Source organism: Nocardia abscessus NBRC 100374, from assembly GCF_000308455.1.
GTDB classification, from domain to species: Bacteria; Actinomycetota; Actinomycetes; order Mycobacteriales; family Mycobacteriaceae; genus Nocardia; species Nocardia abscessus.
The window spans coordinates 39,262-59,379 of record NZ_BAFP01000106.1 but is presented as its reverse complement, the minus strand read 5'-3'; the positions used below and the strand labels follow the sequence as shown (position 1 = coordinate 59,379).

General features: G+C 70.1%; 7 protein-coding genes. 2 read left to right on the top strand and 5 right to left on the bottom strand.

Annotation, left to right across the window (positions count from 1 at the left end):
• The first annotated feature begins 508 nt into the window (after positions 1-508).
• Positions 509-1,873, top strand: a complete 1,365-nt coding sequence (gene mgtE, locus ON19_RS21700) for a magnesium transporter (RefSeq protein WP_043695874.1) — start codon at positions 509-511, stop codon at positions 1,871-1,873.
• Between the two features lie 120 nt (positions 1,874-1,993).
• Here the strand turns inward: mgtE and nrdF are convergent, their stop codons facing one another.
• Positions 1,994-2,956 carry a class 1b ribonucleoside-diphosphate reductase subunit beta gene (nrdF, locus tag ON19_RS21695; RefSeq protein WP_043695871.1) on the bottom strand — a complete coding sequence of 321 codons (963 nt, stop codon included), beginning with the start codon at positions 2,954-2,956 and terminating at the stop codon, positions 1,994-1,996.
• Positions 2,957-3,473: 517 nt separating this feature from the next.
• On the opposite strand from nrdF, the gene ON19_RS21690 reads away from it, so the two are divergent.
• Positions 3,474-3,866: a DUF7144 family membrane protein gene (locus ON19_RS21690; protein ID WP_043695868.1), complete on the top strand. Its 393-nt coding sequence runs from the start codon at positions 3,474-3,476 to the stop codon at positions 3,864-3,866.
• Between the two features lie 239 nt (positions 3,867-4,105).
• Here the strand turns inward: ON19_RS21690 and ON19_RS21685 are convergent, their stop codons facing one another.
• The 4 genes from ON19_RS21685 to ON19_RS21670 are packed head-to-tail and all read right to left on the bottom strand — an operon-like array spanning position 4,106 to position 20,026.
• The gene (locus tag ON19_RS21685) at positions 4,106-4,924 is read right to left on the bottom strand and encodes an ABC transporter permease (protein WP_043695866.1); all 819 of its coding nucleotides are present in this window, start codon (positions 4,922-4,924) and stop codon (positions 4,106-4,108) included.
• The gene (locus tag ON19_RS21680) at positions 4,924-5,742 is read right to left on the bottom strand and encodes an ABC-2 transporter permease (protein WP_043695861.1); all 819 of its coding nucleotides are present in this window, start codon (positions 5,740-5,742) and stop codon (positions 4,924-4,926) included. The genes ON19_RS21685 and ON19_RS21680 overlap by 1 nt, the downstream gene beginning before the upstream one ends.
• Positions 5,739-6,725 carry an ATP-binding cassette domain-containing protein gene (locus tag ON19_RS21675; RefSeq protein WP_043695858.1) on the bottom strand — a complete coding sequence of 329 codons (987 nt, stop codon included), beginning with the start codon at positions 6,723-6,725 and terminating at the stop codon, positions 5,739-5,741. Before ON19_RS21675 ends, ON19_RS21680 begins: the two co-directional genes overlap by 4 nt.
• Entirely contained in the window at positions 6,722-20,026 is a 13,305-nt protein-coding gene (locus ON19_RS21670; RefSeq protein WP_043695855.1) for a non-ribosomal peptide synthetase, read from the bottom strand. Before ON19_RS21670 ends, ON19_RS21675 begins: the two co-directional genes overlap by 4 nt.
• Positions 20,027-20,118: the final 92 nt, after the last annotated feature.

Sequence of the window (20,118 nt, the reverse complement as noted above, 5' to 3'; positions counted from 1 at the left end):
GGGGAGATGGGCAGTGGACGACCGCGCGGGGTTCGGTCAGGAATGCGGGCCGCGCTGCTTCAGCGGCGCCAGATTCCGTCCCTGGTTCTCGCGCGTGGTCACGCTGCCGCCTTTCGTGCCGCGGCCGGACGAGTCGGCCACCGTCGCGCCGCCCAGTGGCTGTCACGTCGTCCGGTGCGGGCGGCATCGTCGGATGCCCGATTCCCGACGGTGCGCAGCGGCTTCGGTCACAGCGCGGTGTCGTATGGTGATCATCGTCCCCGAAGCGATGTAAGCTGCACGAGGACGTTTCCGCGTCCGCGAGATGTTGATCCGAATGGTGCGGATATCCGAGATCCGCGGCGACGACGAGAGGGAGGTGGGGTAGCGATGCGCAGCGAACCTCCCAGTCGAAGGCCGCGCGGCGCCGCCCCTTCGCATTCCTAGTCAGGTCGCGACGGCAGGGGCCGGCGCCCGCGGTGTGAATTTCGAGCTCTCTGTTCACTCACGCATGTGCTGAGGTCCTCTCATGTCGCAGACCGACATCATCGAAGTACGTCCGACGCTGTCCGAATCCCTGCAGGACGTCGTCGAATCCCGCCGCGTGGACGCCGCGCTGGACTGGCTCGGCAACCATCCGCCGCACGTCATCGCCGACCAGCTCGCCCGCATGGACGCGGTACGAGCCGGGATGGCGTTCCGCCTGCTCGACAAAGACCTGGCGCTGGCCGTGTTCGAGGAGCTCGAGCCGGTCGACCAGCAGCAGATCCTGCAAGGGCTGCGTGACCAGAGCTTCCGCGACCTGGTCGAGGGCATGGCGCCCGACGACCGCGCCCGCATGTTGCGCGAGGCGCCCGCCAAGGTGGCCAAGAAGGCGCTGGCCGGGCTGAGTCCGCGCGAGCGGCGGATGACCGCGAGCCTGCTGGGCTACCCGGAGGGCTCGGCGGGGCAGTACATGACGCCGGAGGTGGTGGCGCTGCCGCGCAACCTCACGGTGGCCGAAGCGCTCGGCATGGTGCGGACCAAGGGCGGCAACGCCGAGACGGTGTACACCCTGCCCGTGGTCGACGCGGGCAGGCGGCTGACCGGGATCGTCGAACTGCGGGAGCTGGTACTCAGCAAGCCCGAGACGATGGTGTCGGAGCTGGTGGTCACCGAGCCCGCCTTCGCGCGCGCCACCGATTCGGCGGAGAAGGCCGCCCGGTTGATGCGCGAGACCAACGACATCAACCTTCCGGTGGTGGACAGTGAGGACCGGTTGGTCGGGTTGCTCACCATCGACGACGCGGTGGAGGTGATCGAGGCCGCCGACAGCGAGGACGTCGCGCTGCAAGCGGGTTCCGCGCCGTGGGAGGGCCACTACATGGCCGCCGGGGTGTTCCAGCTGGCCCGCTACCGCGCGTTGTGGCTGCTGCTGTTGCTGTTCGCCGCGACCCTCACGGTGAGTGTGACCGATTTCTTCGAGGGCACCTTGCAGCAGGCCGCGCACCTGGCGCTGTTCATCCCACTGCTGATCGGCGCGGGCGGGAACGCGGGCGCGCAAGCCGCCACCGCCTGCGTGCGCGCGGTGGCGGTCGGTGAGGTCCGGGCGTCGGACCTGTTGAAGGTGATCTGGCGGGAATGCCGGGTCGGCCTGGTGCTGGGCTCGCTGCTGGCCTCGGTGGGCCTGGCGATCGGCGCGGTGTTCGTCGGCCCGCGGATCGCCTTGGTCGTCGGCATCACCCTGATCCTGATCTGCGGCTGGGCGGCCACCATCGGCGGCACCATGCCGCTGCTGGCCAAGAAACTGCGCATCGACCCGGCAGTCGTCTCCGCCCCGATGGTCACCACCCTGGTCGACGCCACCGGCCTGATCATCTACTTCACGACGGCCAAGTTGGTGCTGGGGATCTGAAGGGCAGAGGCATCGGCCTCAGACCTGCGGCGGCGACTGGAAGGCGCTGTTCCGGCATCCGGCCCGGACGAGGCGATCCGAGGGACCGATCGCCTCGAGCCGTAGCCGTAGCGGCGGAGTTCAGAACTCCCAGTCTTCGTCCTCGGTGTTGACCGCCTTGCCGATGACGTAGCTCGAGCCCGAGCCGGAGAAGAAGTCGTGGTTCTCGTCGGCGTTGGGGGACAGCGCCGAGAGGATGGCGGGGTTCACCTCGGTTTCGTCCTTGGGGAACAGGCCCTCGTAGCCGAGGTTCATCAGCGCCTTGTTGGCGTTGTAGCGGAGGAACTTCTTGACGTCCTCGGTGAGGCCCACCTCGTCGTAGAGGTCCTGGGTGTACTCGACCTCGTTGTCGTAGAGCTCGAACAGCAGCTCGAAGGTGTAGTTCTTGAGCTCCTCGCGCTCGGCCTGGGAGACCAGCTCGAGGCCCTTCTGATACTTGTAGCCGATGTAGTAACCGTGCACCGCTTCGTCCCGGATGATCAATCGGATCATGTCGGCGGTGTTGGTCAGCTTGGCCCGCGACGACCAGTGCATCGGCAGGTAGAAGCCGGAGTAGAACAGGAAGCTCTCCAGCAGCGTCGAGGCGACCTTGCGCTTGAGCGGATCCTCGCCGTTGTAGTACCCCAGCACGATCTCGGCCTTGCGCTGGAGGTTGCGGTTCTCCTCCGACCAGCGGAACGCCTCATCGATCTCGCGGGTGGAGCACAGCGTGGAGAAGATCGAGCTGTAGCTCTTGGCGTGCACCGACTCCATGAACGCGATGTTGGTCAGCACCGCCTCCTCGTGCGGGGTCAGCGCGTCGGGGATCAGGCTCACCGCGCCGACCGTGCCCTGGATGGTGTCCAGCAGGGTCAGGCCGGTGAAGACCCGCATGGTGAGCTGCTTCTCGTCGGCGGTGAGGGTGTTCCACGACGGAATGTCGTTGGAGACCGGCACCTTTTCCGGCAGCCAGAAGTTGCCGGTCAGCCGGTCCCAGACCTCGGCGTCCTTTTCGTCGGGCACCCGATTCCAGTTGATGGCCGATACCCGATCGATCAGTTTCATCCTGCCTCCACGCCCTTCCCGAGCACGCTGCCGTCACGGAATGTCTCCCCTCGGAACACTACTCCTTGGGGGTGACATGTCCGCGTAGCACAACACCTTGTGTCGCCGCGACACGCGTCCTGCATGCGTAAGAACGCCGGGACGCGCCGCGCGCGGCCCCCTATTGTGCGGCACGCGTCCGGGGGTGACCACACCGGTGCCGATGACCGAATCGGTCGCTGAATGTTTGCCTATTCCTTCCTCCGTAGCCAGGACCGAGGTGCCGACTGCCCGGCACACAGGTACGGACGCTCGCCTTCACCGGGCCGCGAAAGCGTTGCCGGGCGTACCGATTCACCGATTCACGGGATTGCTTGGAGGTGGACCGTGCCGGACGTCACCGGGCGCTCGGTGGCCGATCCGGCCCGCGATACCGGGCGGATGCGGTGCTGACCCGCCGCTCACCTGCGCCGATCGGCCCCGGCGAGCGGCTACGTTGGGCCGAGGGTGTCCCACGCGTTTGGAAGGAGTGAGTGTTATGACCAGTCCGATCACCACCCGTCCGGTACTCGGCGACATGACGATCTTCGCAGGCGTGCTCATCCTCGTCGCCGGTGTGCTGCACCTGCTGACGGCCGTCGCGGCGATCAGCGGCCGCGAGGTCTTCGTGGTGACCGAGGATCAGGTGTTCCTGATCGATGTCGCCGCATGGGGCTGGATCCACCTGACCATCGGGGTGCTGGTGGTGATCGCGGGCCTCGGCATAGTCGTCGGGAAGCCCTGGGCCTTTCTCGCCGGCCTCGTGCTGGCGGCGATCAGCATCCTGGACAACTTCCTGTTCGTGTCGATCTACCCGTTCTGGGCGCTGGTGCTGATCGCCGTCGACGTGCTGGTCATTTGGGCGCTGGCCAGGCAGCTCGCCGCCGCATAGCCGTTGCCGAAGGGGTCCGGCCCTGGCCCGTGATGGACGGGCGCAGGGGCCGCCTCTTAACGCGGCGGCCGACCGCCGGGTGCACCGCCGCCGGGCGGTCGCTCACCGGGACCGTTGCCCGACTGGGTGTTCTGTGATTGCTCGGCGACACCCACGGTGAGCGAGACCCGCATGCCGGAACGGGCGCTCCTGACCGGCTGGGGCCTGGCTGGGAGTTCGCTGTGGATGGCGGGGCGGACTCAGCGCCTGCTGGCGCGGCGGTAGCCGATGCTCGCGGGCACCGCGAAGAGAACGATCGCGCCGAGCGACCACACCACGGTGAGGGTGAGCGAACGGGTGAGCGGGCCGCCGGAAGCGAGCGCGCGCATGGTGTCGACCGCCACCGACATGGGTTGGTTGCGCACCACCGGTTGGATCCACTTGGGGAAGGCGACCAGCGGAACGAATCCGGTGCTGAAGAACATCATCAGCGAGGTGAGGATGGTGATGCCCTCCACCAGAGTCGATTTCGCGGTGAAGACGGCGACCGAGGTGACGATGGTGGCGAAGGCGAGGCCGAAGAGCACCGGGATGAACAGGAAGACGATGGTCGCCGCGACGCCCTGGTGGAAGCGGAACCCGAGCACGAGGCCCACCAGGACGACCGCGAGGGTGCACAGAAAGATGCGGCAGCCTTCCGCGAGCACCCGCGACGCCAGACCGGAGGCGCGGTGCACCGGTAGGACCCAGAAGCGGGCTAGCAGGCCCGCGTCGCGTTCGCGGCCGAGCAGCACGCCCCCGGCCACCGCGCCGGACAGCGCGCCGACCAAAGCCACCATGGGCACCGAGCCGTACAGCGCGCTCTCGCCGGTGAACTTCTGGATCTGCCCGCCGATCACGGTGTTCAGCATGACCAGCAGCAGGCACGGGACGATCAGCGTCTCCAATAGAGTGACCGGGTTGCGCCCCCAGCGCAGCAGCAGTCGCTGGGTCTGGATCAGCGTGTGCAGCACCAAGGCCGACAGCGACAGTTCCGAGCTGGTGCGCAGCTCATCCGGGCGATGTGCCAGCGATACCATCACGCCCTCCTGGAGCTGAGCCGGATCGACAGCGGAACGCAGACGATCAGGATGCCGAGCGCCCAGGCCAGTGGGGGACCCAGCAGCGACCAGCTCACCTGGCCCGCGTTCGGTCCGCTGTCACCGGCGAACGCGCGCAGGGCGATAGCCCACTGCGAGACCGGCTGATTGCGCACGAACGGCTGCACCCACTCCGGGAACTGATCGACGGGAGCGATTCCGGAGGAGAGCATCCCGAAGATCAACGGCGGCAGTACCAGCGCCTGCGCGGTCGCCTCCGGGTTGCGCGACACGGTGCCGATCACGTCGCCGCCCCAGATCAGCGCGAGGCCGATGAGCAGCGAGAACAGCACGAAGCCGAGCGTGTGCGCGGCATCGAGGTAGAAGCGGAACCCGATGATGTGACCGCAGATCAGCGCGGTGATCACGCCGATGGCCAGCCGGAAGACGCTGCCGGACAGGCGCGCCGCGACCGGGACCAGCGGGCCGATCGGCATCGCTCCGAAGCGCCGGTTGAGCCCGGCGACCGAATCGGTGGCGGCACGGAAGGCCGCCGACACGGCCGTGAACGCGGCGGCCTGAAGGATCACCAGCGGCATCATGTACTGCGCGTAGCTGCTGAATCCGGTGCCGAGGACGGTCATGATGGTCTTCAGCGGGATGTAGAAGCTGGCGGTGAACGCCGCGGGCGCCAGCACCGAGGTGAGCACCTCGCCGGTCTGGACCGACGGCACGATCAGCCGGGTGGTCAGCACCCACCACTGTTGCGGTCGCAGCGGCGCCGCGCGGGTCTGGGAGAGCCAGGTCGCCGTCGTCATGACACGACCTCCGGCTGCGCGGTCTCCTCCGCCGTCGCCAGATGGCCGGTGAGCTGAAGGAAGACGTCGTCGAGTGAAGGGCGGCGCAGCGCGACGTCGATGAGGTCGACGCCCGCGCTGTCCAACCGGCGCAGCGCCTCGAGGAGTGTCTTCGCGCCGTCCGGGGCGGGCACGGCGATGCGGTCGGAATCGGGGGTCAGCGCGGCTCGGCTTTCCCGCGGCAGCAGCGGACCCAGGGCCGCGGCGATGGCGGGCAGGTCCTTCAGGTTCAGCGGTACGACCTCGCAGTAGCTGCCGCCGGTGCGCGACTTCAGCTCGTCGGCGGTGCCTTGGGCGATCACCACGCCGTGATCGATGACGATGATCCGGTCGCTGAGCGCGTCGGCTTCCTCCAGGTACTGGCTGGTGAGCAGGGTGGTGATGCCCGCCTTCTTGAAGCCGGAGACCAGATCCCACACGCCCTGTCTGCTGCGCGGGTCCAGCCCGGTGGTCGGCTCGTCCAGGAACACCACGTCCGGCCGGACGACCAGCCCGCAGGCGATATCGATGCGCCTGCGCATACCGCCGGAGTACGTGCCGACCCGGCGGCCCGCCGCACGCTCGAGATCGAACTCGGCCAGCAGCTCGTCCGCCCGGGCGCGGGCGGCCCGTTTGCGCAGGCCCATCAGCCTGCCGAACATCACGAGGTTCTCGTAGCCGCTGAGCATGTCGTCCAGCGCGGCGTACTGCCCGGTCAGCATGATGCTGCGGCGCACCGCCGCGGGCTCGGCCACCACGTCGTACCCGGCGACCGAGGCACGGCCGCGGTCCGGCCGGATCAGCGTCGACAGGACGTTCACCGTGGTGGTCTTGCCCGCGCCGTTCGGTCCGAGGATGCCGAGCACCTCGCCCGGCTCGGCCGTGAAATCGACTCCGCGTAGTGCCTTGACCGCGCCGAAGGATTTCTCGATTCCCTCGACGACGACTCCTTGGTCGGAACTCATCCTCGGCCTCCAAGATGTGCATCGAGCGCCCGCGCGATGATCGGCAACGCCTGTGGCGCCGTCATTTCGTCGTGGGTGACGTCGATGTCGTGGTTGATGATCTCGCCGGTCACGTACGGCCGCCAGCCGTCGGGACCGAAGATGTCGGAGGTGTCGACGGTCGCGCTGAAGTACACGATGTCGCCGTCGAACACGGGGCGCTGGTAACCGGTTCTGGTTCGCGCGGCGGCGTTGTACGACCCGGCCATCCGCTCCAGCGTGGCGGCGTCGATCAGCGAGACGCCGCCGAGCCGTTCGCGGATCAGGTCCGCCGCCTGCTGCGCGGTCGCGTCCGCGGGGACGTCGTGGATGCCGAACACCGCCCCGAACGAGTTGACGAACGACCCGGCGGTGAGCCGTTCGATGCTGTGGCCGTCGATGTCGGAGGTATCGGCATCCAGCAGCGCGACCACGCCCACCTCGGCCCCTTGGGCTTTCAGCTGGACCGCCGCCGCGTGGGCGATCAGGCCACCGAACGACCAGCCGAGCAGGTGGTACGGGCCTTCGGGTTGCAGCGCCCGGATCTCCCGCACGTAGCGGTCGGCGAACTCCTCGATCGAGCGCGCGGGCGGTTCGTGTCCGCTGAGGTCGGGCGCTTGCAGGCCGTAGATCGGGCGGCCGGGCGCCAGCGCGTCCGCGAATCCCAGGTAGGTCCACGACATTCCGGACGACGGGTGGATGCAGAACAGCGCGGGTTCCTCGCCCCCGAGCCGGATCGGCAGCACCACGTCCAGCCCGAGCCCACCGGCCGCCGGAACGGCAGGTGTCGCCGTGGCGGCCGCTTCTTCCTCGGCGGCGATCCGCGCCGCCGGGGTCTGTGCGAAACGAGCTGCCGCGCCCAGCGTGTCGATCCACAGATCGGCCAGCTCGGCGACCTCCTCCTGGCTGAGCAGGGTGGACGGGAAGCCGAGGCTCGCCCGCAGCCGGTCCCCGATCACCACGGCGTTCACGTCGATCGCCGCCTGCAAAGGCACGTCGGGATCTTCGGTGACGTGCACGTCGCCAAGATCGTCGGTCGGCAGCCACCCCAGGCCCTCCAACCCGGCCGGGATGTCGCCGGTGGAGTACCGGCCGAGGTAGTTGAAGCCGACCCGTCCCGGCAGCCGCTGCGGGAACTGCCGCGCGGTCTCGGCGTTGAGGTAGCGCAGCAAGCCGAAGCCGATGCCTTTGTCCGGCACCGCGAGCAGCTGATGCTTGACGGCGCGGATCGCCGCGCCCATCGCGGGTCCGCCGGCGAGCGCGTCATCGATGTCGATTCCCGCCAGGTCGAGGCGAACCGGGTACATGCTGGTGAACCAGCCGATGGTGCGCGAGAGATCGGCTCCGGGCACCACTTCTTCCTGTCGGCCGTGACCTTCCAGGCGCAGCAGCGCCGACGGGTCGGAATCGCGCCAGCGCACCAGCGCCAGCGCCAAGGTGGCCAGCAGCGCGTCGTTGACGCTGCCCTGGAACAAACCGGGCAGGGTGGTGAGCAGCGCGGCGGTGACCTCCGCCGACACCTCTCGCTCGACCATGCGCAGCGCGCCGGTCCGGTCGAGGGCGGGGTCCAATTCCCGCCCGCCGATCAACGGATCGGGTCCGGCGAGCACGTCATGCCAGTACGCCAGTTCGGCGATCCGATGTTCCGAGCGCGCCTCGTCGGCCAGCGCGTGTGCCCACCGCCGCATCGAGGTCCCGGTCTCCGCGAGCACCGGGGTATTGCCGACCGACAGTTGAGCCCAGGCGGCCACCAGGTCCGGCACCAGGATGCGCCACGACACACCGTCGATGACAAGGTGGTGCGCCAGCACGATCAGTCGTCCCGCGCTGGTGCGGGTGCCCGCGACGCCTACCGGGTCCAGCCAGATGAACTGCAGCACGGTGCCGTTCGCCGGATCGAGCCGGTTGGCCGCGGCGTCCAGTTCGGTCATGGCGAACTCGTGCAGCTCGATCCGCTCGATCGCGTCGAACTCGATGCGGTGCACGAGCGCGTCCACGTCGACCGAGCCGGGCGCGCCGACCACGATGCGCGGCCCGTCCTCGGCATCGGCGACCAGCCGGGCGCGCAGGATGTCGTGCCGATCCATCGCGGCCGTGAGCACCGCGACGATCTGCGCGCGTTCGATACCCACCGGCAGCTCCAACACCGCGGATTGGGCGAAGCGGTTGTAGTTCCCGCCACGCTGGAGCATGTAGTGCACGATCGGCGGCACCGGCAACTCGCCGACGCCGCCGCCGGGCAGTTCGTCCAGCGTCACCGCCGTGCCCGCGGCGTCGACCGCCGCGGCCAGCGCCGCCACTGTGCGGTGCTCGAACACCTGCAACGGGGTGCAACTGATGCCTTGCTGCTTGGCCCGCGACACCAGCTGGATGGCCAGGATGCTGTCGCCGCCGAGGGAGAAGAACGAATCGTCGGCGCCGACCTGCTCGACGCCGAGCAGTTCACCGAAGATCCCGGCCAGCTGCTGTTCGGTCGGTGTGGACGGTGCGCGGTAGGCGGTGCGGTCGGCGGTGAACTCCGGTTCGGGCAGCGCCTTGCGATCCAGCTTGCCGACCGCGTTGCGCGGGATCTCGTCCAGCACCACGAACGCCGAGGGCACCATGTAGCCGGGCAGGATGTCGGCGGCGAACGCGCGTACTTTCGCCACGTCGAGCTCGACCCCGGGCGCGTGGACCAGGTACGCGGCCAGCGCGGTCGCCCCGGTGGGGCCGGGCATCCCGAGCGTCACCGCGAAATCCACGCCTTCCGCGCGGCCGAGCACCGCATCGATCTCGCCGAGTTCGATGCGCTGGCCGCGCACCTTGACCTGGAAGTCGGTGCGGCCCAGATACTCCAGTTCCAGTCCCGCCTCGCCGCGGATCCAGCGCACCAAGTCGCCGGTTCGGTACATCCGTTCGCCCGCCGCGCCGAACGGGTTCGCGTGGAAGCGGGCCGCGGTGAGACTCGGCCGCGCGTGGTAGCCGCGAGCCAGCGCGGGGCCGGCGAGGTACAGCTCGCCCGCCACGCCCACCGGGACCGGGCGCAGCCGGTCGTCGAGCACCAGCGCGGCCGCGCCGTGGACCGGTGTGCCGATGGTCACCGGCATGCCGAGCTCCATCGGCGCGGAACCCGTTGCCCAAATGGTGAATTCGGTGGGTCCGTACAGGTTGACCATAGTGCGTCCGGTAGCCCAGCGTTCGACCAGCTCGGCGCCGACCGCTTCACCGACCGACGCGAGCACCCGCACGCCGGCCAGTTCGGCGGGATCGAGGGTGGCCAGCGCGGAGGGTGTGATCACCAGGTGCGTGACCTGCTCGGCGGCGATCAGCTCGGCGAGTGCGCTGCCGCCGAACACCTCCGGCGGCGCTACCACCGACGCGCCACCGGAGCCGAACGCCATGAGCGCTTCGAACAGTGACGCGTCGAAACTCGGCGACGCCACTTGCAGTACCCGGGAGTGCTCGTCCAATTCGAGCAACTTCTGTTGCGCCGCGACGAAATCGGCGACGCCGCGGTGGGAGACCGAGACGCCCTTCGGTGTGCCGGTGGAGCCGGAGGTGTAGATCATCCATGCCGCGTTGTCCAGCCGGATCGGGCTGGGCAGTTCACGCTCGTCCAGCGGGCGGCTGCTCGCGGCGCTCCAGCGTTCCACGAGGGCCAGGTCATCGAGCACCAGCCAATTCGTGCTGTCGGGCAGCATCGGGCGGAACGCGGCGAGGGTGAGGCCCAGCGTCGCGCCGGAGTCGGTGAGCATGTGGTCGATGCGGTCGACCGGGTGCTTCGGGTCGACCGGCAGGAACGCCGCACCGGCCTTGGCGGCGGCCCACACGCCGGTGAGCAGTTCGGCCGAGCGCGGAAGCCCCAGCGCCACCACGGTTTCCGGGCCCGCGCCCTCCTCGCGCAACACCCGCGCCAGACGGTTGGCGTGCGCGTCGATCTCCCGGTAAGTGGTGATGTATCCACCGACCACCAGGGCGGGCCGCTCCGGGTAACGCTGGGCGGTCTCGGTCAGCAGCCGCGGAAGGGTTGTCGTCCCGACGGTTTCGGGACCGCGCACCGGCACCAGCGTCGCGCGTTCGGCGTCGTCGAGGATGTCGATGTCGGCGATGCGCACCTCGGGCCGCGCCAGCACCGCCGCGAGCACGCGCCGCCACCGGTTGGCGAACGCGGCCATCGTCCCCTCGTCGAACAGATCCGTGGCGTAGGTCAGCACCGCGTCGATGCCGGCCGGACCGCTGTCGGTGAAGCGCTCGCGCAGATCCAGGGTCAGATCGAACTGGGAGGCGTTGCGATCGAAATCCTCCACCTCGAACCGCAGGCCGGGCAGCTCCAGCACCGGTTCGACGAAGTTCTGCAGCGACAGCGAGACCTGGAACAGCGGGTGGTGCGCGGTCGAGCGAGCCGGATCCAGCACCTGGACCAACCGCTCGAACGGCACATCCGCGTTGGCGAAGGCGTCCAGGTCCGCGGACCGGACGATGTCCAGGAACGCGGCGAAGCCCGCTCCGGGATCGACCGGGGTGCGCAGCGCCAGGGTGTTGACGAACATGCCGACGAGCTGGTCGAGCGCCTCCTCGCCACGGCCGGCCACCGGGGTGCCGATCAGTACGTCGTCGGTGCCGCCGAGGCGCGCGAGCAGCGCCGCGAGCGCGGCGTGCACGACCATGAACGGGCTGACGCTGTGCCCGGCGGCGAAGTCCACCAGCGCTCGGTGCGTCTCGCGGTCGACGGTGAAGCCGAAGTCGGCGCTGTGCATGGTCTGTACCGCCGGGCGCGGCCGGTCGGCGGGCAGTTCCAGCACGTCGGGCGCGCCCGTCAGGCTCTCGCGCCAGAAACCGATCTGGCGCGCCGCCAATGATTCCGGGTCGACTTCGTCGCCGAGCACTTCGCGATGCCAGAGCGCGAAGTCGGCGTACTGCACCGGCAACGGCACTCGGATGGCGTGCCCGCCACCGGCCCGCTCGGAGTAGGCGGCGACCAGGTCGGCGGCCAGCGGCGCCATCGACGCGCCGTCCGCGCTGATGTGGTGCACCACCAGCACGACGACGTGCACCGGCGGCGTGGCGGCCGAGGACTCGCCCGGACCCGCCGCATAGCCCGACGCCACCGGTGCGCTCCCGGCGACGGGGCCGGAGGAGACCGGAGCCTCGCCGGTGGAAGGCCCGGATGACACCGGCCCGGCACCCGCGGAAGGCTCCGGGCCGCCGTGCAGCCGGAACAGCCCCACCCGCAGCGGCGGTTGGGAGGCGAGGTCGAATCCGGTACCCGCGAGCTCGGTGATCCGCTCGCGCAGTGCGGGGCCGTCCTCGGTGGCGGTCACCGGCATCGCGGGCACGGCCACGTCGGCGCCGACCACCACCTGGCGCGGGCCTTCCGCGTCCGCCGGGTAGAGCGTGCGCAGGCTCTCGTGCCGCTCGACCACGTCGGCGAGAGCGCCGCGCATCGCCTCGACGTCCAGATCGCCGGTCAGCCGCAGCGCCACCGCGATGTTGTAGGCGGGCGAGGCCGGATCCATCCGGTTGAGCACCCACATGCGCTGCTGCGCGGGGGACAGCGGAACGCGATCGGGCCGGATCCGCGGCGCGAGGACGAACCGGCCCGGTGCCGCGCCGGTGGCGGGGACCACCCGGGCCGACAGCTGGGCCACGGTCGGCGCGTCGAACAGGTCGCGCAGTGCGATCCGCGATCCGAGTGCCGCGTTCACCCGCGCCACCACCTTGGTCGCGCTCAGCGAGTTGCCGCCGAGTTCGAAGAACGACAGGTCGACGCCGACGCGCTCGCGGTCGAGCACCTCGCCGAACACCGCGGCCACCGCCTCCTCGACCGGTGTGCGCGGCGCGAGGTAGGGCCGATGGCTCTCCGAGAAGTCCGGCACCGGAAGGGCTTTGCGATCGAGTTTGCCCACCGGTGTGAGGGGAATCGAGTCGAGCACGACGAGGTAGCCCGGCACCATGTAGCCGGGCAGCTCGGCGGCCACCTGGGCGCGCAGTCGCTCGACGTCCAGGCGCACGCCCTCGGTGGGCAGCACATAGGAGACCAGCACAGTCGTCCCGGCCGGGCCGGTGCGCCCGATGGTCACCGCGTACTCGACCTCGTCGTCGCGGGAGAGCACCGCGTCGATCTCACCCAGCTCGATGCGCAAACCGCGGATCTTGACCTGGAAGTCGCTGCGGCCCAGATACTCCAGCTCGTAGCCGCCGTCATTGGCGACCCAGCGCACCATGTCGCCGGTGCGGTACATCCGCTCGCCCGGTTCGCCGAAGGGGTCGGCGACGAACCTGCTCGCGGTCATCTCGAAGCGGTTGAAGTAGCCGCGGGCGAGCGCGGGGCCCGCCAGGTACAGCTCGCCGGGCACCCCCACCGGCACCGGACGCAGCCAGGCGTCCAGCACAATGGTCGCCGCGCCGCGGATGGGGCCGCCGATCGTGATCGGCTCGCCGGCGACGAGTTCGGCGGGCCCCGTCGCCCAGATGCTGAACTCGGTGGGGCCGTACAGGTTCACCATGCGCCTGCCCGGTGCCCACTTCTCGATCAGCTCCGGCGTCGCCGCCTCGCCCGCGACCGCGAGCACGCGCAGGTGTTCCAGTCCGGCGGGTTCCATGGTGGTCAGCGCCGACGGCGTGATCACCGCGTGGGTGACGCGCTGCGTGCGCAGCAGGTTCTCCAGTTCCGTCCCGCCGTAGACGTCCGGTGGCGACACCACCAGCCTGCCGCCCGCGCCGTGCGCGATGAGCAGCTCGAAGACCGAGGCGTCGAAGCTCGGTGAGGCCACCTGCAGCGCGCTGGCGGTGGGGTTCAACCCGAGCGTCGCACGTTGCGCGGCAACGAGATCGGCGATGCCGCGGTGGCTGAGCAGTACGGCCTTGGGCTTGCCGGTGGAGCCGGAGGTGTAGATCAGGTACGCCGTCTGGTCGAGGTCGATCGGCCCGCCGCGTTCTTCGTCGGTGATCGGCGCTTCGGAGACGGTCATCACCCGCCGGATGGTGTTGAGGTCGTCGAGCAGCAGCCAGTCGATCGTGCCGGGCAGCGTCTCGCCGGTGGCGGTGACCGTCACGCCGATCGGGGCTTTCGAGTCGCTGAGCATGTGCTCGATGCGTTCCACCGGGTAATTCGGGTCCAGCGGCGCGAATGCCGCGCCGGTCTTGGCCAGCGCCCACACGGCGATCACCGATTCCAGCGAGCGGGTCAGCGCCAGCACGACGAACACCTCGCGCCCGACTCCGCGGCGCAGCAGCACCCGGGCGTAGCGGTTGGACCAGGCGTCGAGTTCGCCGTAGGACATGGTGAGCTCACCGGTCGTGATCGCGATCGCGTCCGGATCGATCCGTGCGCCCGCGGTGAGCAGTTCGGGCAGCGTGGCCTGCGGCACCGACTCCGGACCGCGCACCGGCGCCAGCGCGGCACGCTCGGCGTCGTCGCAGTACTGCAACTGGGAGACCAGCGCGTGCGGGCTGTCCGCGAGCTGGGTGAGCAACCGGACGAAGCGATCCAGCAGCGGCCGCGCCTCCTCGGCCGGAAGCTGGTCGGCCATGTATTTCAGCGTGATCCGCAGCGTGTCGCTGCCGTCGTCGCCGCGCAGCGGGATCACCATGAGGTTCAACGGATACGGGGTCGCGTCGGTGCCTTCCACGTCGAGCACCCGCATGCCCGCGATATCCAGCGCCTGCGACAGCGCTTCGCGATCGATGGGGTAGGACTCGAACACGGTCAGCGTGTCGAACAGTTCGGCCAGGCCGACCGCCTGGTGGATGGCGGCCAGCCCGACATGCTGATGGTCCATCAGCCGGGCCTGCTCGGATTGCAGGCGCGCGAGCAGGTCGGACACCTTCTCCGCCGGATCGAGCCGTACCCGCACCGGCAGCGTGTTGATGAACAGGCCGACCATCTCCTCGACCCCGGCCAGCTCCGGCGGCCGTCCCGAGACGGTGCCGCCGAAGACCACGTCGGTGCGACCGGTGAGCATCGCGAGCAGCATCGCCCAGGCGGCCTGCACCAAGGTGTTCACCGTGGCGCCCGCTTCCCGGCCCGCGGTCTCCAGCTGGGCCACGGCGGCGCGGGAAAGGTCGGCGGAGATCATCCCGGTTTCGGTCGATTCGATGCCCGCGAGGGTCGGCACCGCGCGCGTCGGCGTGTCGACGCCGGCCAGCGATTCGGTCCACGCCCCGAGGGATTCCGCGTCGTCCCTGGTCGCCAGCCAGGTCAGGAACTCGCGGTAGGAATGCGCGGGCGGCAGCGCCGTGCTGTCACCGTCGGTGACGTAGAGGGTGAGCAGTTCGCGCACGAGCAGCGGCGTCGACCAGCCGTCCAGCACCAGGTGGTGGTTGGTGAGTACGAAACGGTAGGTGTCGGAGCCGATCCGGATGAGCGTGCAGCGCAGCAGCGGGGGACGGGTGAGCTCGAACCGGGTGCGCGCGTCCAGCGCGATCAGCCGATCGAGTTCCCCGGCCCGCTCGTGCTCGTCGGCGATGCCGGTGAGATCCGCCTCCCGCCAGTCGATCTCGGCGTCGGCCAGCACGAGCTGGCGAGGACCGTCCTCGGTCTCGACGAAGGCGACGCGCAGGTTCTCGTGGCGGGTCACCAAAGCCTGTGCGGCGCGGCGCAAGCGGGCCGCGTCGACGGTGCCTGCCAGGGTGAGCAAGGACTGCACCGTGTAACCGTCGGCGGTGTCGGAGTCGTAGAGCGCGTGGAAGAGCAGGCCGTACTGCAGCGCCGAGAGCGGCCATACATCGGCGAGATTCGGGTAGTCGCGCTCCCAGGCGTCGATCTGCGCTTGGGTAACGGTCACCAGGTCGAAGTCCGACGGTGTGCGTCCACCCGCGCTCGCGGATCCGGCGTGCTCGGCCAGCGCGCCCAGCGCCCGCTCCCACAGCGTGGCGAGTTCGGCGATATCCGCGTCGTCGAACAGGCGTCCGGCGTAGGCCCAGGTCACCTCGAGGCCGGTGTCGGTGAGGACGGCGTTGATGTCGACCGTGGCGGCCAGCGGCGCGCGGTCGTCCTGGGTCGCGGCGAACCGGCGCGGCAGCCAAGGCTCCGCTTCGCCGCCGGTGGACGCGCGGCCGAGGTAGTTGAAGCTGATCTGCGGGGTGGGGGCGTCCGCGAGCGCCGCCGCGGTGCTCGGGACCAGGTAGCGCAGCATCCCGAACCCGATGCCCTTGTCCGGCAGGGCGCGCAGCTGTTCCTTGGTCGCCTTGATCGCGGCGCCCGCCGCGGCGCCGCCCGCGAACGCGTCCGCCACATCGATGCCGGTCAGATCGACCGCGACGGGGTAGACGCTGGTGAACCAGCCCACCGTGCGCGCCACGTCGGCGCCGGGCAGGATGCTCTCCGTGCGGCCGTGGCCCTCCAGGGTGAACAGCGCCGACGTGCGCCCGCGCCACCGGTTCACCGCCAGCGCGAGTGCCGCCAGCAGTACGTCGTCGGCGCCGCAGTGGAAACGGTCCGGCGCGGTGGAGAGCACGGTCCGGGCGATGTCGGGCGCAACGACGGTCGTCCGCTGCGCCATGGTGGCCACCACATCGAGCGCGGGGTCCATCGGCGCCGAGCCGAGCGCGGGATCGGGTGTGGACAGGATGCGTTGCCACAGCGGCAGCTCCGTAGTGCGCGTGGGCGCGTGCTCACGCTGTCCGTGCGCCCAGCGCCGGAACGAGGTGCCCACCGGCGCGAGCGGGGCGCCCAGCGCGGCGGTGGCCAGATCCGGCAGCAGGATGCGCCAGGAAATGCCGTCGGTGACCAGATGGTGCAGCACCAGCCACAGCAGCGGAGCGCCGTCGGCGCGCTCGATCCACACGAAGCGCGCGATCACGCCCGCCTCCGGGTCGAGCAGGTCGGCGGCGCGCTGCAATTCCCGCTCGCAGGTCGCGTCGAGATCGCCGTCCGCGGTCACCACCTCCAGCGCGGTGCCCGCGTCCACCGTGCCGGGTTCGGCGACCACCCAGCTCCAGCCGTCGCCGGCGCGGCGCAGTGTCGAGCGCAGCACGTCGTGCCGGTCCAGCAGCGCCTGCAGCGCGGTGACCAGACTCCCGCGCTCGATGTCGGAGGGCAGCTCGATCAGCACGGCCTGGGCGAACCGCCGCCAAGAGTCACCCGGCTCGAGCATGGCGTGCACGATCGGCGTGAGCTCCACCTCGCCGACCCCGCTGCCGGGCAGTTCGTGCACCACCGCGACCGGAACATCGGTGGCCACCGCGGCCAGCGCCGCGACGGTCTTGCGCTCGAAGACATCCCGCGCGCTGAACCCGATTCCGGCCGCCTTCGCCCGGGACACCAACTGGATCGAGACGATGCTGTCGCCGCCGAGCGCGAAGAAGCTTTCGTCGACACCCACCGCCTCCAGGCCGAGCACCTGCGCGAACAGTGCGGCGAGCGTTTCCTCGCGCGGCGTGGACGGCGGCCTGCTCGTGGTCGCGCGGGCGCCGAATTCCGGTGCGGGCAGCGCTTTGCGGTCCACTTTGCCCAGCGGGGTGAGCGGAAGGCTGTCGAGCACCATGATCACCGCGGGCACCATGTAGGCCGGAAGCGATTCCCCGGCAGCGGCTTTCAGCGCCTCCGGATGGATTTCCGCTCCCGGTTTCGGCAGCACGTAGGACACGAGCGCGGTGGCGCCCGTACCGGTTTCGGCACCGAGGGTGAGCGCGAAATCGACATCGAGGTGCCGCTGCAGGGCGGCGTCGATCTCGCCGAGCTCGACGCGGAAGCCACGCACCTTCACCTGGAAGTCGCTGCGGCCCTGGTACTCCAGTTCGACGCGTCCGTCGTGCTCGACCCAGCGCACCAGGTCGCCGGTGCGGTACATGCGTTCGCCGGTCGCGTAGGGGTTGGCGACGAATCGGTCCGCGGTGAGCCCGTTGCGCCGGTGGTAACCGCGGGCCACGCCGGGACCGGCGAGGTAGAGCTCACCGGTGGTACCCGGCGGCAGCGGTCGCAACCACGGGTCGAGGACCACGGCCGATACCTCGCGGGCCAGGCTGCCGATGGTGACCGGGCCGTCGGGTGACAGCGGGGCGCTGAGAGTGACGGTGACGGTGGTCTCGGTGGGACCGTAGCCGTTCAGCAGTGTCCGGCCGGACCATTTCGTGACCAGCTCCGGCGGGCAGGCGTCACCGCCGACGATCACCGTACGCAACTCGGGCAGGGCCGCCGGGTCCAGCGATCCCACGACGGCCGGGGTCACGTTGAGGTGTGTGACGCGGTGAGTGCGCAGCACATGGGCCAGTTCCTCGCCCGCGTACGCCGACGGCGGCACAACGGCCAGCGTCGCGCCCGCCGCGAGGGTCACCAGGATCTCCTCGACGGAGATATCGAAACTGGGCGAGACAGCATGGGCGACAACAGAATTCGCGTCGATACCGAATCCGGCGCCGGAACTCGCCACCAGGTCGGCCAGCCCGCGGTGCGAGACGAGCACGCCTTTGGGCAGCCCGGTCGAGCCGGAGGTGTAGATGATGTACGCGACCTGGTCGGGGTGCACCGCGGCGGTACGCTCGGCGTCGGTCAGCGGCGCGGCGTCCTGATCGGCCACCGCCCGCTCGGTCTCCTCGTCGTCGAGGATCAGCCAGGACACCCGGTCCGGCAACGACTTTCGCGCGGATGCCAGTGTGATTCCCGCGACGACCCCGCTGTCGCCGAGCATGTGCTCGATGCGGTCGGCCGGATAGGTCGGGTCGACCGGCACGAAAGCCGCGCCGGTCTTGGCCACCGCGATCGTCGCCAGCACCGACCGGATGGACCGCGGGATCGAGATCGCCACGGTGCGCTCGGGCCCGGCGCCCGCGGCGATCAGCGCCCGGGCCAGCCGGTTGGTGTAGTCGTCCAGCTGGCGGTAGGTCAGCGCGGTCTCGCCTTCCACGAGCGCGGTGGCCAGCGGATCGCGGGCCGCGCCCTCGGCGAGTATGGCGGGCAGCGTCCGCGCCGCGACGCCTGCGGGGCCGCGCCCGGGAGCGAAATCGGCGCGCTCGTCCTCCGACAGCACCGGGACGGTCGCCAGCGGCGCGTCCGGTCCGGCGGCGAGGAAGCGGTGCAGGAAGGACAGGAACCGGCCGTGCTGCGCGCTCAGCTCGGCGTCGGAGTAGAGATTGCCGTTGGCCTGGAAGTCGATATGCGTGCTCTCGCCGCCGACGCCCGGGTACAGGTTGACGAACAGGTCATCGATCAACCCGGAGGTCAGCACGTGCAGCCGCCCGGTGACCGGGCCGAGCTGGATTCTGGTGTCGACCATCATGAGGTTCACCGAGGGGCCGAACGACCCGGCCTCGTCCATCGGCCAGCCGAGGTCGCGGAAGATGTCCTCCTGCCGGTAGCGCTGGCGGCGCAGCGCCCCCGTCAGCTCGCCCTGGGCCGCGCGGATCACGTCCCCGACCGTCGTGGCCGGTGTGAGCCGCAGGCGCAGCGGGACCACGTTGGCGATCATGCCGCCGGAACGCCGCAGCGTCGCGGTGGTGCGCGCGGACACCGGGAGGCTCAGCACGACTTCCGGTGCGCCGGTCATCGCGGACAGATACGCGCCGAAGGCGGCGACTACGGTCGGCGCGACACCGGAGGACACCTGATCGGCGACGGTGTCCAGCAGTTCCGCGGTGTCGGCGGGCAGCGCGCCCGCGACCCGGCTCGGGTGCCCGTTCACGCCCGCGGTGCGACCGGCCAGGTTCACCGGGTCGGCCATGCCGTCCAGGTGCGCCAGCCAGTGCTCGCGATCGGCGCTGAACCGCTCCGAACTGCGATAGGCCAGATCCGCCTCGACGATCTTGCGCAGATCCTCCGCCTTCGCCGGTGGGGGCTCGCGGCCCTCGACGGCGGCGTTGTAGAGCTCACCCGTGCGCTGCACCATGGTCAGCGCACCCATGCCGTCGAGCACGATGTGGTGGATCCGCGAGTACCAGAACCAGCGGTCGGCGCCGACCCGCAGCATGGTCATGCGCACCAGCCGGTCGCGGGTCAGTTCCAGCGGGGCCTCGTACTCCGCGCGCATCCACGCGTGCGCAGCCGCGTCCGGGTCGGGTTCGGAGCGGAAGTCGAGCGTTTCCAGGCTGTCGTCGAGGGTGGTGTCGACGAATTGGAACGGATGACCCTCCACTTCGATCAGCCGGAGGTAGCCGGTGCCGAACTCGCGCCCGGCCTGCCGCGCCGCGTGCGCGAGCAGATCCAGGTCGATCGGTCCGTTCAATTCGACGTACTGGGCGATGGAGATCGGAGTGTCACCGGCGACGTGCTGGGCGAACCAGATGCCGCGCTGTGCCGCCGACAGGGCGAAGGCCCCGTCGGGAAGAACCGTGTCCGTATCTTTCGCCGAAAGGGAAGGCTGTTGCATGACGTGTCCTACGTTCTGACCGCGGATCGGGCTACCCGGCGAGGACCGCCCGTAGCCACCGCGGTAGCGGTAGTACCTGCCGCCGCACAGCT

Coding starts and splice junctions, on each gene's coding strand:
- mgtE (WP_043695874.1), top strand. CDS start 509: ATGTCGCAGACCGACATCATCGAAGTACGTCCGACGCTGTCCGAATCC.
- ON19_RS21680 (WP_043695861.1), bottom strand. CDS start 5,742: ATGACGACGGCGACCTGGCTCTCCCAGACCCGCGCGGCGCCGCTGCGA.
- nrdF (WP_043695871.1), bottom strand. CDS start 2,956: ATGAAACTGATCGATCGGGTATCGGCCATCAACTGGAATCGGGTGCCC.
- ON19_RS21675 (WP_043695858.1), bottom strand. CDS start 6,725: ATGAGTTCCGACCAAGGAGTCGTCGTCGAGGGAATCGAGAAATCCTTC.
- ON19_RS21670 (WP_043695855.1), bottom strand. CDS start 20,026: ATGCAACAGCCTTCCCTTTCGGCGAAAGATACGGACACGGTTCTTCCC.
- ON19_RS21690 (WP_043695868.1), top strand. CDS start 3,474: ATGACCAGTCCGATCACCACCCGTCCGGTACTCGGCGACATGACGATC.
- ON19_RS21685 (WP_043695866.1), bottom strand. CDS start 4,924: ATGGTATCGCTGGCACATCGCCCGGATGAGCTGCGCACCAGCTCGGAA.